This window comes from Streptomyces sp. TLI_185 (assembly GCF_003814765.1).
Taxonomy (GTDB): Bacteria; Actinomycetota; Actinomycetes; order Streptomycetales; family Streptomycetaceae; genus Streptomyces.
Genome location: NZ_RKRB01000001.1, coordinates 4,531,754 through 4,545,875 on the forward strand (window position 1 = coordinate 4,531,754; position 14,122 = coordinate 4,545,875).

Consider the following 14,122-nt stretch of genomic DNA (forward strand, 5'->3'; position numbering starts at 1 on the left):
GAGCGTCCCGGTGGCGAACCCACTTTCAGTTCCGGATGACACCCTTGTTCCGCATGAGGAAGTCGGCCAGGTAGCCATCGTGCGGTACCGAGGGATCCATCCAGTGGGTGTGCTGGCTTCCCAGGTACAGGTTGCTGATGGTCGGCTCGTCGAGCAGGCGGTCGATGAGCTGGGTGTCGTGGGTCATCGCGTTGAGCACGAGCGTGTTCTTCAACGGCTCCGTACCGGCCTCGGGTGTCCACGGCGCGATCCACACGCAAGGGAACGGCAGTTCCACGCCTGCCTGCGGAGCGGCCGGATCGTCGAGTTGGTGGACGGCCGGCATCAACGCGGCGCTCCCGTCCCCGAGTTCGCCCACGATGCCGTCGCCGCCGAGCCAGGGCCGGGCGCCCGCCGCCTTCTTGAGCAGATGCGTTTCGATCGCCTTGGCGACCGCGACCGGCTGTACGGGGAGTACGGCCTTGTCGTCCTCGGGCGGCAAGGGGGTCGCGGCGGACAACCGCGCCGCGACCGCCTCGGCGAGGGGAGTCGGGTCGCCCTCCACGAAGACGGCTGTCGTGTTCACGCATCCCGTCCCGCCGTGGCCGCTCACGGATGAGACGATCACGTCCAGGTGGTCGCGCCAGTCCACGTCGGCCGTGATGAGGATCTTCGACCGACCCGGCCCCTGCGGCAGCACCGTCGCGGCCTCGCCGTACTTGCGGGTCACCTCTTCGCCGCCGTACACCATCCCCAGGTCGGCGCCGTGCAGGATGGCGTCGGCACCGGCGTGGTCGGTGGGCAGGAGCACCACCTGGTCGTCCGTGAATCCCGCGCTCCGCAGTGCCGCCACGAGCCGGTTCGGGGTGAAGGGATCGCGGCTCGACGGGCGGACCGCGACGCGGTAGCCCAGCGCCAGTGCCTCCGGCCAGATGCTGTGGGTGCCGGGGTGGTTGCCCGCGGCGTGCACGGCGAACACGTCTCCGCGCCGGGTCCACACCGAACGCCCGGTCCGCGTCAGTGGATCGCGCCAGTTGTCGACCGCCCCCCGCGGGCGTGCGTACTGAACGCTCGCATGAGCCTTCGCCACCCGCTCGGCGACCGTCGTGGTCGCCGTGACGACGGAGGAGATCGGGACGCCACCGACCCTGCTGACAGCGTGTTGGTACTCCTCGGCGGTCAGGCCGTCGATCGTCGCGGTCGCGAAGAGCTTGGCCGCACGGATCATCGCGTCGGCCCGTTCGTCGGCCGGCATGATGCTGCTGCGGCGCAGCGCCGCCATGGTGCGGTTGACGTACAACGGCGGCACGAGGCTCAGTTCCGCGAGGGCCGTGCCTGCCACATCGGTGACCGTCTGTATGTTCCTGGAGCGGTAGGCACCCGTTGCACCGAGCGCGGGCAGGTCGATCATCAGTAAACCCCCTCGATGACGTCCTCGTCCTCGAAGACCGCGACCGTGGAGATGTCGGCGACCGAGTCCCCGACCAGGCCGTTCACCTGAGGAATCCGAGTGGCGAGGTCACGTTCCAGGTTGCTGGGCAGCAGGAAGGACTTGCTGACGTGGTTGACCAGCACCCGGCCCCGCTCTCCGTAGGGCACCGGCTCAAGGCTCTTCGGATCGACGACCGTGAAGGTCACGTAGGGGGAGAACGAGTCGAAGACACACGGATCGTCGGCGGAGATCCCGGCCCGCTCGCCCGCGACCCCGATGATCATCGTGCTTCCGTACTCGCCGCACAGCGCGACCTCGGGGAACACCTCGGTCTTGAAGAGGTGCCGGGAGTCGGCGTCCATCTGAGTGCCTCCCCACCTGATGCACTTCACCCGCTCGTTCACCAGGGCAACCAGCTTCTCGTCCCTGGCCAGCCGTTCCAGCAGCGGGGGCGTGATGGTGAGCAGGCCGATGTCCTGCGTCCGCAGGACCTCGGCGGCCTGGTCGATGAGGTGCTGGCCGTAGGCGTCGACCTGCCCGAACTGACCGTCGGCGATGAGCCGCTTCACCCAGCGCGGATCGAGGTCGATCGTGAAGCCGTGGCGGCCGTGCGTCACGGCGTGCTGCCGGAACAGCGTGCCCACGACGTGCGGCCCGGTCGGGATGATTCCCAGCCAGTTCCCTCCGCGCGGCACACCGTGGCGGTCCAGGTTCGCGTTGCTCCAGCTCACCATGCGGTGAAGCCAGTCCCGCATCAGAACGACCCGCTTCGGAGCGCCGGTGGTGCCGCCGCTTTCGAAGAACCCGACCACGTCGGGCTGGTTTCCGTATCCCCTGGGAATCAGGTCCTCGCCACGGACGTCACGAAGCTCCGCGGCCACGTTCGGGAAGTGCCGGAGGTCCTGGTGCGTCTTGACATCGGCTCGCGGATCGAAGCCGAGAGTAGCGGCTCGGTCCAGCCAGAACTTGCAGCCGGTCTCGGGATTGAAGTGCCACTCCATGGCGGCGCGGATGAACTCGTCCGGATCGGGCTGGACGTCGAACGGAAGATCCAGGATCTGGTCTGCGGTAAGAGGCATTTGTCTCTTCCTCATGGAAAGGGTCGGGTGTGTCCGGGCACGACGACGATGCCGCCGTAGCCGTGAAAGGCGGTGAGCGCCAGGAGGGTTTGTCGAAGGAGCGGGGCCTACGGTTGCAGCCGGCTCGTACGCCACTCGTCGAGCGAGTCGCGGTCATAGCGCAGCCTGCGGTGCAGCCGGTCCGAGCTCGCGGACCAGAATTCGACGACGTCGGGCTGCAGCCGGTAGCCGACGAAGAACTCCGGCCGTGGCTGGGGCTGCCCGGTCAGTTCCAGGCTGCGTGCCCTGGCGCGCAGAGCCTCGACGTCCTCCAGCGGCTCGCTCTGCTCGGTGACCGTCGACATGGCGTGCAACGGAATCGGCCGGGCGGACCACAGGGCGTCCGACTCGGCGTCGGGCAGCAGCTCGACCGGACCGGAGACGATGATCTGCTGACCGGTCTCTCGCCAGTACAGCAAACCCGACGCCCACCCCGTAGCAGCGATTTCACGTCCTTTCTGGCTGCAGCTGTGGCTGCTGAACACCAGACCGAGGTCGGTGACATCGATGATGGCGACCACCCGGTTGGAGGCGCGGCCGCGGGAGTCCGCAGTGGCCAGCGCCAGCGCGGTGGGCTCGCGGACTCCGATTTCCCGTGCCTGGGAAAGCCAGCTGCGCACCAGCTGGAGAGGCTCCGCCGGCGGCTTGTCGTACTCGGGGAAGGGGAGGCCGACCTTCCCGCTGAGGGACTCGTATCCACTGGCGTCCATGGAAGGCCCCCCGCTAGACATTGATTGTTCCCTCGGCAACCATGACGGCGTGCCCGCCGACGCGGACCGAGCTGATTGACTCGCCGACCCCTTCGGCGGTCGCCCTCATGACCGACGGGCGTCCCATTTCCACTCCCTGGGTGATTTTGATCTCCTGCCCGTACTCGGCGAACCCGTGTCTGGCCAGGTGAATCGCCAGAGGCCCGGCAGCGGAACCGGTCGCCGCGTCCTCGACCACGCCGTAGGCGGGGGAGAACATCCGCGTCCGCCAACCCCCGTCCGCCTTGGCGAAGCAGTTGGCGGCCATGTCGGGGAAGCGCGAGAGGGCCCGGTGATCCGGGTGGAGAGCGGAAAGCGCCTCAACGTCGCTCAAGCCCACGAAAACGTGACGCGGCCCGTTGTGGTAGATCTCGACCGGGGCCGTCGATGACCCGACCCCGAGTGCGGCCAGGAGCTCCGTGGCGAGATCGTAGGGCTTCGAACTGGGAACCGGCTGCTCCATCTGGACCCACGCGGCGCCGTCGCGGGTGCCCAGCTCGAAGGGGATGGCACCCATCGCGGTCTCCAGCAGCAGCCTGTCGCGTCCCCAGGTCCGACCGAGCGCGAAGGCTGTACCGAGCATCGGGTGCCCGGCGAACGGCAGTTCGTTCACCGGGGTGAAGATCCTGATCCGTGCGTCGCCGTCCTGCTCGGCCGGCAGCACGAAGGTGACCTCGGAGAGGTTCATCTCCTTCGCGAGGCGTTGCATCGTCTCACCGGTCAGATCCTCGCTGTCGAAGAAGACGGCGACCGGGTTGCCCAGCAGGGGCTCGCTGGCAAAAGCGTCTACGACCATGTATCGGTGCATTACCCGCGCTCCAGGGCTTGTGCCGGTACCGAGGGTCCGGCGGAGAAGGCGAGGCCGAGCGAGTCGATCCCCTCGGCCACCGCTGCGACGTCGAAGCTTGCGCGGTGGTCGGGTGCGTACCCGATCAGCTCGGCCGCCCGGTTGGGGGGCAGCTGCTGATCCGCCGGAACGTCCGAGTCCCACCACATGACCGCGCCCCAACGGCCGCGTTCACGGTCGGCGATCCACAGCTTCAGGCGCAGTCCCTTGACCTCGTGCCACGGCTCGACGGAGCCGTCACGAAGATCCTTCTCCAGCGATTCGACGGTCTGGTGGGACCTGGCCAGGTCCCACCAGACGACATCCACTCTCATCGGCCGAGCACCCCCTGTATCGCCTCGCTGATGATGCGCGGGCCGTCGACGGTGAGCACCGACTCGGCGTGGAACTGCATCGAGGCGAAGCCCGGCCCGCGGAGCGCGTTCACCTCGCCGGTCTCCTGGTCTCGGCTCACCTCGACCACGCCGATCCCTTCGACGGTTCGCTCGCTCACCGCGCTGTGCGCGGCGAACGTGTTGTAGAAGCCCACTCGTTCGGGCACGCCGAACAGTTCGATCTCACGCTGTACGCCCTGGTTGGGTACCTCGCGGCGGTGCAGCTCGAAGCCGAGCTTCGTGCTGAGCACCTGATGGCTCAGGCACACGGCCAGCATCGGCCGGCGACTCGCCAGCGCGGTGTCGATCGACTGCCGCAGCTTGGCGATCTTGGGGTGGGAGGTCATCCGCGGATCTCCCGGACCGGGACCGAAGACCGTCAGGTCGTAGGCCGCCACGTCGTACGGCTCGTCGAAGCAGCGGACCTCCACGGACAACCCCAGTGACCGCAACTGCTGGTCGAGCATCGCGGTGAAGGTGTCCTCCGCGTCCACGACCAGTGCCGTCATGCCGTCCAGCGAGGCCCCGGCCGACGGGCGGTCATCCTTGTCCTTGTCCCGGAGCCAGAAGTCCGCGATCCCCTCGTTGCGGCGCTCCAGGGCGGCGCGGACCTCCGGGTTGGCCGCGTAGCCGGATGAACGGTCGGACTTGAGCGCGTTGAGCAGGGTCGCCAGCTTGCTGTGGGTCTCGGCGGCCTCAGCCATCGGGTCGGAGTGGCGCACCAGTGTGGCCCCCACGGAAATGTTCATCCGGCCGCCGGGATCGATGTCGGCCGTCCGGATCAAGATCGCCGAGTCAAGTGTCTGCTGTCCGGCCGCGTCCCGTCCGATCAGTGCGGCGACCCCGCTGTAGTAGCCGCGTCCTTTCGGCTCGTAGCGCGAGATGACCTTGGCGGCGCTCTCCAGCGGGCTTCCGGTGACGGTCGGCGCGAACATCGTCTCGTGCAGGACCTCGCGCACATCGCGGCTGGTCCTGCCTTCGATCAGGTATTCGGTGTGCGCGAGCCGCGCCATTTCCTTCAGGTACGGCCCATGGACGCGCCCCCCGTCATCGCACAGCCGGGCCATCATCTTCAGTTCCTCGTCGAGGACCATGTAGAGCTCGTCGGTCTCCTTGGTGTCGGCGAGGAACTCCATGACCCCCTGCAAGGTGGGGCCGCCGGACGGATACCGGTACGTGCCGCTGATCGGGTTCATGACGGCCGTGCCGCCGACGAGCGAGACGTGGCGCTCCGGTGTCGCACCGACGAGAGTGTTGCGGCCGGTGTGGATGATGAAGGTCCAGTAGGCCTTCTCCTCGCGCTCCAACAGCCGCCGGAAGAACGACAGGGCGCTGGTCAGCGAGTAGTCGCCGATGTCCGCGACGAACGAGCGCTTCATCACGAAGTTGGCACCCTCGCCGGTGCCGATCTCCTCGGTGACGATCTGGCGCACCATCTGCGCATAGGCGTCGTCGTCCACGTCGAAGTGTCCGTCGGCCAATTCCGTCGGGACCTGCGGGAAGCCGGCGAGCGCTTCGGCGACCGGCACTGTGTCGCGAGCGGTGAGGCTCATCGCGAGCAGGGGCGTGGCGTCGTCCCGCGCGGCGAAGCCGCGATCGGCCAGCTGCCGGTAGGGGACGAGCACCAGCGTGTCGAGCGCGGGACCCGGCCCGGAGTCGTCGGCCAACGGGATGTCGTCCAGCGACTTGTACTCGGTCACCTGACCGGTCAGGACGTCCAGCGTGCCGGGGGAGCCGCTTTCGGGACGGTGGATGATCGCGAAGGCGGGCAGGTCCAACGCAAGAACCTGCTCAAGCAAGGCGCTCATGCGAGCACGTCCTCGGTTCGGACCACCATGGCGCAGCACCGTGCCGCGTATTCGAGGGTCATCTTGTGGCGGTCTTCGGAGAAGTCGCCGAGCGCGTCGGCGACCAGGAAGGGCTGGATGTCGTTGGAGAACGCCTCCAAAGCTGTCGACAGCACACCGATGTGCGCGTAGACCCCGCAAATGATCAGCTGGTCACGCCGTAGCTCGCGCATGCGCTGCAGCAGCTCCGACCCGAAGAACGCGCTGTAGCGCCATTTCGTGCTCACCCAGTCGTCCGCGTCGGGTTCGATTTCGGGAACGACCGCGCGTTCGGTCTCGTCAGTGCGCATGCCGGGGCCCCAGAAGTCCTTCAGGAGCCCACGTTGCCGGTCCGTCATCCCGCCGGGCTGGGCGGTGTACGCCACCGGCACCCCCAGCGCACCGCAGCGCTTCTTGAGGTCGGCGATGTTACTCACCAACTCGCTGCGCATGGCGTCCTCAAAGGGCTTGAGGAAATAGCTCTGCATGTCGTGGATGAGGAGCACCGCCCGATCCGGGTCGACGGTCCAGCGCACGGTGTTTTCCGGCAGCGCATCCCTCAGCGGCAGTCCGTAAGGCGCGATCGGCGGTATTCCCGTCATCACAAGGCTCCCTCTCTTGGAATCTCAGTACTCGGACCACGCCGAGACCACCTTGATGGCCTGGGGGGTGTTGAGTCGCGGATCACACAGGCTGGTGACGGGGCCCGACCCCAGCTCGGCCGTGTCCAGCACGCACTCGGTCACGTCGTCGGGGGTCGCCTCGAGGTGAAGCCCCCCGGCCGGAACCCCCGCCAGGTCCAGGACCCGCCGGAAGCCGCGGACTTCCCGGGCGACGGTTTCCACGAGCCGGTACTTGGTGCCGTCAGCCGCGCAATCGGTGTTCCCGTGCATCGGGTCGCTGAGCCAGATCACCGGGTGCCCGGCCGACTGCACAGCCTCGACGAGCCGGGGCAGCCTGTCAGCGACGAGGTCGGCGCCCATGCGCACGATGAGTGAAAGCCGGCCCGGCTCCCGCTCCGGGTCCAACCGGTCGCACAGCTCGACGATCTCGCCGGCGGTCATTGACGGGCCGACCTTGCAGGCGACCGGGTTGGCCACCTGGGCGAGCAGTGCGACGTGCGGGCCGTCGATCTGCCGGGTCCGCTCGCCGATCCACGGCCAGTGGGTGGAGCCGAGCAAGTGCCGACCGCCGTCGAGCTCTCGGAGCATCGACATCTCATAGTCCAGGAGCAGCGCTTCATGGCTGGTCCAGACGAAAGGCCCGTCCAGCCGAGGTGCTGACCCGACCCACCCGAGCTGCGTCGTGATCTCCCGCGCCGCCATGTAGCCCGTGAGCATGCGCAGTGGGTCGGGACGCCTGCTCTCGTGGGTGGGCTCCGGCCCGTTGATCATGTGCCCGAAGAAGGACGGCAGTTCGTCCTCGCCGAGTTTTTCGACCTGGCTGGAGCGGGGCTTGGAGAACTGCCCTGCGATCCGCCCGACCCGCAGCGTCTGCTTGCCGGTGGCGGTCTCCAGGTTCTGGGCGAGCAGATCGATGAGCCCGGTCTTGCCTTGAATGTGCCCAGCGGTGCACTCGGCTGGGTCCTCCGCACAATCCCCGGCCTGTAGCACCTGCATCTCGCCGGTGGCGACGCGGGCCAGGTGGGAGCGGAGGTTCTCTACCTGCGCCGCGGTCACCAGCGGTGTGACGGATGACAGCATCGCTCGTACGAGCTCGACCTGTGAGGGATTGTCCCATTCGGGCTGATGGCGCGCCTGAGCCCTATCGATGTCGGCAAGGATGTTTCCCAAAACGACCTTCTCCATTGATTGATAAGAAGACGCCCGGCGAACGGCGTTCAGGTCGGTATGTCGGCCCGCTTGACCTCAGGGACGGCGATGCCCAGAGCCCTGAACTGCTGGCAGGGGTTCATGAATTCGCGCTGACGCTTGATCTTCCCGTTCTCGAACAGGAAGGAGTGCAGGAAGTGATTGCGGTAGTGGCCGTCGGGATAGTCGGGGAAGCGGATCGTTCCCTCACCGTCGCATTCGACCCAAAACTGGTTGGGGTCCTGCGTGTCGAAGATCTCGATGTTCGTCCAGACCCAGTCGGGGAAGCACTTGAGCGACCATTGGCCGTGGTCTCCCAGTCGGTCTCTGCCCGTGATGACGATCGGCTGCCCAGTTTCGGTCGTCCAGAGACCACCGGTGCCGTCTTCGGTGAACAGAAGGTGCCGACGCAGGCGATCCTGCCCGCGGGTATTCATGTACTGCTCCACAATCGCACGGTTGCTCGCTCGCAGTTCCGCGTCGCTGTGGGACCTCGAAAACGTATCGGTGGTTTCAGCGGTGCCGGTGATGTCGACCATTGGCTCTTCCTGTAGTGCCGAAGTAAAGCGGGATCACCGCGCGCACAAGGGCAGGCAGAAACAACCAGTCATGACGACGCCGAAAGGGCACAATCATGCATTGGTTCATGAGATTTCTGTTGAACCCCCCATCCCGCGCACGGCGGGTAGGGCGGAATCTTGTTCACACCCTGGCTGGTTCGGGAAGCCGATCACCGCTGTCTGCCCGAAAAATTCCAGCCGGTATCACCGTCTGAAGGATCTGCTCCATGGCGGGCGCGACTCTGCCTGAGCACTCGTGACACGATCTTGTGGCTGTGGGCTGGTGGGCCGTGTCCGGTGTGACGATTCGTCCGTTGTGGTGGTGTGAGTGCACCGTGGACGGTCGATGACGAGCTGTGGGCGCTGATCGAGCCGGTCCTGCCGCCGTGGCCGGAGCGCTCCCCGGGACCGCGACCGGTGGGCGACCGGCTGTGCCTGCAAGGGATCCTGTTCGTGCTGTTCACGGGCATCACGTGGCAGCAGTTGCCGCCTGAACTGGGCTTCGGCTCGGGGCAGACCTGCTGGCGCCGGCTGTGCCGGTGGACGGAAGCGGGAGTGTTCGACCAGGTCCACCGGACACTGCTCGCGGAGTTGACCGCGGCCCGGCGGATCGACTGGACGCGCGCCTGCGTGGACTCCTCCCACGTGCGGGCGACAAGGGGGGTGCCGGGGTTGATCCGTCGCCGGTCGATCGCGGCAAGTCGGGCAGCTAACACCACTTGATCCGCGACGGCAGCGGCACGCCGCTGAAAGTGATCACGACCGGCGGCAACGTCCCCGACATCACCCAGGCACCCGCCCTGGTCGACGGCGTCCCGTCCGCGGCCGGCCGACCGGGCGGCCATGCAAGCGGCCCGAGTTCCTTCCCGGTGACAAGGGTGACGACAGTCGGCACGTCCGACGCGAGCTGACCCGGCATCGGGTCCTGCCTGTCATCTCCCGTTGAGGCGAGCCCGACATCCCGGCCTCGGCAAGCCCCGCTACTCATCGAGCGGACCTTCGCCCCTCTCCACCGGTTCAAGCGCGTCGCCACCCGCTGGGAAGTACGCCTCAACCTCCACGACTCACTCGTCCCACTCGCCTCATCCGCCTCACTCGCCTCACTCGCATGGCGCCCTCATCTACTGGCGAAGGATCAACAAGCCGACACCATGATCGTGTTACGAGGCCTGAGCCCCGATCCACCGATCGGGGCTCAGGGCGACGGCCAGTCGACCGTCCGGGAGTGGCCCGCCCGCCGGCCTGCACTCCTGTCCCCTATATGAGGGACGCCGGCGTATATGAGGGACGCCCGCGACTACTACTACCGGCAGCCCGGAGCTCCGGACCGGCACCGTGCCCGGACACGTGTCGCCGGCCTGGCAGTCGGAAGTGCGCTGGAGCCTCGCATCCGACGTGAATTTCGGCCACGCGGGCCGCGCTCGATGGAACGAACAGGCCAATACCGCGCCACGTGCGGTGGCCAAACCTATGGGGCACTTATGTTCACGGTGCGCTGCGCACCGCACACCTCGACGATTTCCATATCGAGGGATTCCGGAAACCATCGCCCGAGCATCGGCCGCGATCACCCATATCTTGCATGACATATCCCACACAAGACATTTGCCCGACCAGAAGGAATTCCAGTGAAGCGTATCGGTGAACATGCGGTGGTGCTGGGAGCGAGTATCTCGGGTCTACTTGCCGCCCGGGTGCTCTCCGAGGCATTCGACCGGGTAACGGTGGTAGAGCGTGACCAGCTGCCGGAGGGGCAGCGGACTCAGCGGCGAGGTGTGCCGCAGGGCCGCCACGCTCATGGCCTGCTCTCCAAGGGTGCGAAGATCTTCGAGGAGCTGTTCCCCGGGATACTCGACGACTTCGTTGCCGGTGGCGCGCCCGTCATCGACGGACCTGCCGAGCTGCGGATGAGCTTGGGCGGGCACTTGTTGTGCATGGACGGCGAGTACGCCGATCTGTCCCGCACCTACCAGCCGAGCCGGCCGCATTTGGAGAGTCGGCTCCGCGCCCGGATCGGGGATCTTGCGAAGATCAAGCTCATCGACGAGTGCCAGGTCACCGGCCTCGAGACCACCTCGGACAAGAGCGCTGTCACCGGTGTGTGTGTCAGGTACGTGGGCAGCGGCTCTGAGGATGTGATCCCCGCCGATCTGGTGGTGGACGCGACCGGCCGGTCCGGACGGACCACCAAGTGGCTGGTCGAGATGGGATACGAGCCGCCGCTCGAGGAGCGTATCGACGTCGACATCATGTACACCAGCCGGTATCTGCGGCCGGTCCCTGGTTCGATGGGCCGTGAGAAGGTCGTGATCATCGGGCATGCACCGGGGAGCCCCAAGGGCGCGGAATTCCTGGAGGAAGAGGACGGCCGCTGGGTCCTGACGCTGATCGGTTACCGCGACCACCATCCGCCGACCGACCCGGCCGGGTGGGTGGAGTTCGCCAGGCCGTTGGTTCCCGAACACGTCTTCGCGGCGATCCGCGACGCCGAACCGCTCAGCGAGATTTCCGCGCACCGGTTCCCGGCGAGCGTGCGCCGTCGCTATGAGAAGCTGACCCGATTCCCGCGCAGGCTGCTGGTGGTGGGCGATGCGATATCCAGCTTCAACCCCATCTACGCCCAGGGAATGACGGTGGCCTCGCTCCAGGCAATGGCGCTGCGTGACTCGCTGAGTGGTGACCTGGATCAGGTCGGCCAGCGATTCTTCCGAAAGGCCGCCAAACCCATCGGCGTCGCCTGGAAGATGGCGACCGGCAGTGACCTGGCCCTACCTCAGATCGAAGGCCCGAGGCCACTTCCCGTGCGGCTCATCAACTCCTACATGGACGAGGTGCTCGCCGCAGCCGAAACGGACATGGTCGTGACCGAGAAATTCCTGAAAGTCCAGTACTTGCTTGAACCGCCGACAGCATTGTGCACCCCGGGCATCATGTGGCGCGTTTTTACGAGAAATCGCCGGCGGCGCTTCCCGGCACACACCAGCTAATGGAGGTAACCAAATGCCCCTCTCCATCGCCGACAAAGTCCTTCGGCTCTCCCTGACCACCTTCCCGTTCATTGATGCGTCACAGTTCTTTCCGGCGCTCTCAACGTACAAGGTTGACAGGGCCTTCGATCTCACCGAGTTCGAGGAGGCCATGACGCACTTCTTTCGGGGGAATCCGCTCTTCTCCAAGTGCCATCTGGTGGAGCTGACCTTCGACACTCCTGAGGATTTCCCCCTCTCGTCCTTCCAAGCACTCCTTGCGGAAAAGTACGAAAGCTACTACGACAGCTTTCTGCTCGCTTCCGTCACGTACCGCTCCGACCCGCACCTGCAGGGCATCTTTACGTGCGTGCCGTTTCCGCTGCAAGACGGATACAAGACCTTCCGATTCCACCAGGCGCTGATGAGGACCCTGAAGACTCGGCAGGACGGCTTCCAGATCACCGAAGGCCTCGCAGAGCTGGGGATCCGGGCTGATGAGCTGGCAGACTTCTTGCCGCCCGCTGAGACTTCGCCCTCCGGCGCGAGCAAAGACCTCCCCGTAACGTTCTCCGAAGGCTCTGACTCGCCGGTCAAGATCGGACCCTTTTTGGAAAAAATGAGGGTGGATTTTCTTGACCGCGACAGCGCGAACATGTTCGTCCTCAAGAACAGTCTTTACTCGCCGAAGCTGCCCCTTGGCAACTCGCTTCAGTTTCTGACGGTGCCGCGAAGCGTAATCGAGCAAAGCACGGGAATCCAGATCCGTGACTACTATCGCGCCGAGGAGCAGCGGCAGATGGACCTGCTGTCTCGCGTCGAGCGGCGAGAAGACTTCATTGAAGCCGGCCAGGCCAGAATCGGGAAGATGATTGCCACGCCAGACGTCTTTGCCGTCAACAACTACGGCAATGTGTCGGCGCACGACGGCTCGGACGCCCATGCGGACCAAGGCACGCTCGTGAAGTACGAGTGGCATATGCCGCTCATCGTGTTGGGACTTACCGTGGGCGAGAGGTCTGGACTCTCGTGGACAATCACCATTCGCGACAAGGCGTTCAACTTTGCGACGGTCCGAAATTCCCCGCAGGATGACACCGCCAAGGCGGCTGTCGGGAACAATCCGGCAGCGTCCGTCGCATGAACCGCCGGTGTGCCGCTCGTATCTGCATGCTGCATCAGGAGGTTCGGGCGCGGCCGTGAATGCATCGGGCGGGGTGCTCGCCGTACCTCACGGCGAGCTTCCTCGGCTGAACTCCCGTCGAGTGCAGCCAAGGAAGCGGCGGTGACGTGCAGGCCCGCTCGTCTTCCACCAGTCGGGTGGCCAGGGGCTCACGCCCCTGGCCACCCGACTGCGTCCCTGCCTCCACCGCACATATGGAAACTTGCCCGATGGACGCGCCGAGCGATCCGCAACGATGCCGCGAACAGACCCGAGAGGCCTGCCGATGAGTAACCCCGCCCTGCAGACGTTAACCCTCGCCGACGACCTGAGCATCACTCGGATGGGATACGGCGCGATGCAGCTGACCGGTCCCGGTGTCTTCGGACCGCCCAAGGATCGCACTCAGGCGATCGCCGTGCTGCGCGCAGCGGTCGAGTCCGGCATCACCCACATCGACACCAGTGACTTCTACGGGCCGACTGTCGTCAATGAACTGATCAAGGAGGCCCTGCACCCCTACCCGGCCGGTCTGCACATCGTCACCAAGGTCGGCGTCCGCCGCAGCGCCACCGGCGGCTGGATCACCTCCCTGGACCCCGCCGACCTCAAGGCCCAGGTCTACGAGAATCTCCAGCACCTCGGCCTGGAGACCCTGGACGTGGTCAACCTGCGCACGGCCGCATTCCACGGTGACGGGTCCTCCGTCGCCGAGCCGTTCGGCACCTTGGCCGGCCTGCGTGAGCAGGGCCTGATCCGTCACCTCGGCCTCAGCGGGATCACCGACGCCCAGCTCACCCAGGCCCAGGCCATCGCCCCCGTGGTCACCGTGCAGAACCGGTACAACCTGGTCGACCGCGCCGACGACGACCTCGTCGATCGCTGCGCCGAGGAGAACATCGCCTACGCCGCGTTCTTCCCCCTTGGCGGCGGATTCGACCCACTGCGGTCACGGACCCTGCGCGGCGTCGCCCGCCGCCTTGGCGCCTCCGAGCAGCAGGTGGCGCTCGCCTGGCTGCTGCAGCGCTCGCCGTCGACGGTGCTGATCCCCGGCACCTCCCGCGTCGCTCACCTGCGGGAGAACATCGCCGCTGCTGACCTGCAACTGCCCGACGAGGCGATCGCCGAACTCAACACCATCGGGCAGTGACCCCGTGGGCCCTGATTCCGGCGCAGGGCATGGGGTGAGCGTGAACATCCACCACCCAGAGGGTCGCCGGTGGAACGAGTCCGTCAATCTTGCGTGATAAACGCCGCTCGGACCACCGACCGCCTTTACTAAGAGACGCAGCCGCCAG

12 protein-coding genes and 1 pseudogene are annotated in these 14,122 nt (G+C 66.4%); 4 read left to right on the forward strand and 9 right to left on the reverse strand.

Translation table 11 applies throughout. From position 1 onward, the window contains the following. Positions 1–25: 25 nt before the first annotated feature. The 9 genes from EDD92_RS20685 to EDD92_RS20725 form a co-directional block, all read right to left on the reverse strand. Positions 26–1,390 carry an aldehyde dehydrogenase family protein gene (locus EDD92_RS20685; RefSeq protein ID WP_123965696.1) on the reverse strand — a complete coding sequence of 455 codons (1,365 nt, stop codon included), beginning with the start codon at positions 1,388–1,390 and terminating at the stop codon, positions 26–28. Next, complete coding sequence (locus tag EDD92_RS20690; RefSeq protein WP_123965697.1) at positions 1,390–2,490, reverse strand: AMP-binding protein; 1,101 nt, start codon at positions 2,488–2,490, stop codon at positions 1,390–1,392. Before EDD92_RS20690 ends, EDD92_RS20685 begins: the two co-directional genes overlap by 1 nt. Before the next feature lie 107 nt (positions 2,491–2,597). Next, positions 2,598–3,239 (reverse strand): phenazine biosynthesis FMN-dependent oxidase PhzG, encoded by a 642-nt coding sequence (phzG, locus tag EDD92_RS20695; RefSeq protein WP_123965698.1) that lies wholly within the window; start codon positions 3,237–3,239, stop codon positions 2,598–2,600. 13 nt (positions 3,240–3,252) lie between these two features. After that, the gene (locus tag EDD92_RS20700; protein WP_123965699.1) at positions 3,253–4,086 is read right to left on the reverse strand and encodes a PhzF family phenazine biosynthesis protein; all 834 of its coding nucleotides are present in this window, start codon (positions 4,084–4,086) and stop codon (positions 3,253–3,255) included. Then, on the reverse strand, positions 4,086–4,439 hold the full coding sequence (locus EDD92_RS20705) for a hypothetical protein (RefSeq protein WP_123965700.1): 354 nt from the start codon (positions 4,437–4,439) through the stop codon (positions 4,086–4,088). The genes EDD92_RS20700 and EDD92_RS20705 overlap by 1 nt, the downstream gene beginning before the upstream one ends. Then, on the reverse strand, positions 4,436–6,307 hold the full coding sequence (locus EDD92_RS20710; protein WP_123965701.1) for an anthranilate synthase family protein: 1,872 nt from the start codon (positions 6,305–6,307) through the stop codon (positions 4,436–4,438). Before EDD92_RS20710 ends, EDD92_RS20705 begins: the two co-directional genes overlap by 4 nt. Next, positions 6,304–6,927: an isochorismatase family protein gene (locus tag EDD92_RS20715; protein ID WP_123965702.1), complete on the reverse strand. Its 624-nt coding sequence runs from the start codon at positions 6,925–6,927 to the stop codon at positions 6,304–6,306. Before EDD92_RS20715 ends, EDD92_RS20710 begins: the two co-directional genes overlap by 4 nt. 24 nt (positions 6,928–6,951) lie before the next feature. Beyond that, positions 6,952–8,118, reverse strand: a complete 1,167-nt coding sequence (locus EDD92_RS20720) for a 3-deoxy-7-phosphoheptulonate synthase (protein WP_221268263.1) — start codon at positions 8,116–8,118, stop codon at positions 6,952–6,954. Between the two features lie 47 nt (positions 8,119–8,165). Continuing rightward, on the reverse strand, positions 8,166–8,675 hold the full coding sequence (locus EDD92_RS20725; protein WP_185124074.1) for a PhzA/PhzB family protein: 510 nt from the start codon (positions 8,673–8,675) through the stop codon (positions 8,166–8,168). A gap of 345 nt (positions 8,676–9,020) precedes the next feature. Between EDD92_RS20725 and EDD92_RS20730 the strand changes: the two are divergent. The 4 genes and pseudogenes from EDD92_RS20730 to EDD92_RS20745 form a co-directional block, all read left to right on the forward strand. Next, a pseudogene (locus EDD92_RS20730) lies at positions 9,021–9,778 on the forward strand (IS5 family transposase); the annotation flags it as partial. A 546-nt stretch (positions 9,779–10,324) separates the two neighbouring features. Further along, positions 10,325–11,683, forward strand: a complete 1,359-nt coding sequence (locus EDD92_RS20735) for an NAD(P)/FAD-dependent oxidoreductase (protein ID WP_123965704.1) — start codon at positions 10,325–10,327, stop codon at positions 11,681–11,683. A gap of 13 nt (positions 11,684–11,696) precedes the next feature. Continuing rightward, on the forward strand, positions 11,697–12,806 hold the full coding sequence (locus EDD92_RS20740) for a hypothetical protein (RefSeq protein ID WP_123965705.1): 1,110 nt from the start codon (positions 11,697–11,699) through the stop codon (positions 12,804–12,806). A 304-nt stretch (positions 12,807–13,110) separates the two neighbouring features. After that, positions 13,111–13,974, forward strand: coding sequence for an oxidoreductase (locus EDD92_RS20745; protein WP_123965706.1), 864 nt, complete (start codon positions 13,111–13,113; stop codon positions 13,972–13,974). Positions 13,975–14,122 lie beyond the last annotated feature (148 nt).

Excerpts from the sequence above, each read along its gene's own strand:
- EDD92_RS20700 (WP_123965699.1), bottom strand. The coding sequence starts at position 4,086 with ATGCACCGATACATGGTCGTAGACGCTTTTGCCAGCGAGCCCCTGCTG.
- EDD92_RS20710 (WP_123965701.1), bottom strand. The coding sequence starts at position 6,307 with ATGAGCGCCTTGCTTGAGCAGGTTCTTGCGTTGGACCTGCCCGCCTTC.
- EDD92_RS20690 (WP_123965697.1), bottom strand. The coding sequence starts at position 2,490 with ATGCCTCTTACCGCAGACCAGATCCTGGATCTTCCGTTCGACGTCCAG.
- EDD92_RS20740 (WP_123965705.1), top strand. The coding sequence starts at position 11,697 with ATGCCCCTCTCCATCGCCGACAAAGTCCTTCGGCTCTCCCTGACCACC.
- EDD92_RS20715 (WP_123965702.1), bottom strand. The coding sequence starts at position 6,927 with ATGACGGGAATACCGCCGATCGCGCCTTACGGACTGCCGCTGAGGGAT.
- EDD92_RS20745 (WP_123965706.1), top strand. The coding sequence starts at position 13,111 with ATGAGTAACCCCGCCCTGCAGACGTTAACCCTCGCCGACGACCTGAGC.
- EDD92_RS20685 (WP_123965696.1), bottom strand. The coding sequence starts at position 1,390 with ATGATCGACCTGCCCGCGCTCGGTGCAACGGGTGCCTACCGCTCCAGG.
- EDD92_RS20705 (WP_123965700.1), bottom strand. The coding sequence starts at position 4,439 with ATGAGAGTGGATGTCGTCTGGTGGGACCTGGCCAGGTCCCACCAGACC.
- phzG (WP_123965698.1), bottom strand. The coding sequence starts at position 3,239 with ATGGACGCCAGTGGATACGAGTCCCTCAGCGGGAAGGTCGGCCTCCCC.
- EDD92_RS20725 (WP_185124074.1), bottom strand. The coding sequence starts at position 8,675 with ATGGTCGACATCACCGGCACCGCTGAAACCACCGATACGTTTTCGAGG.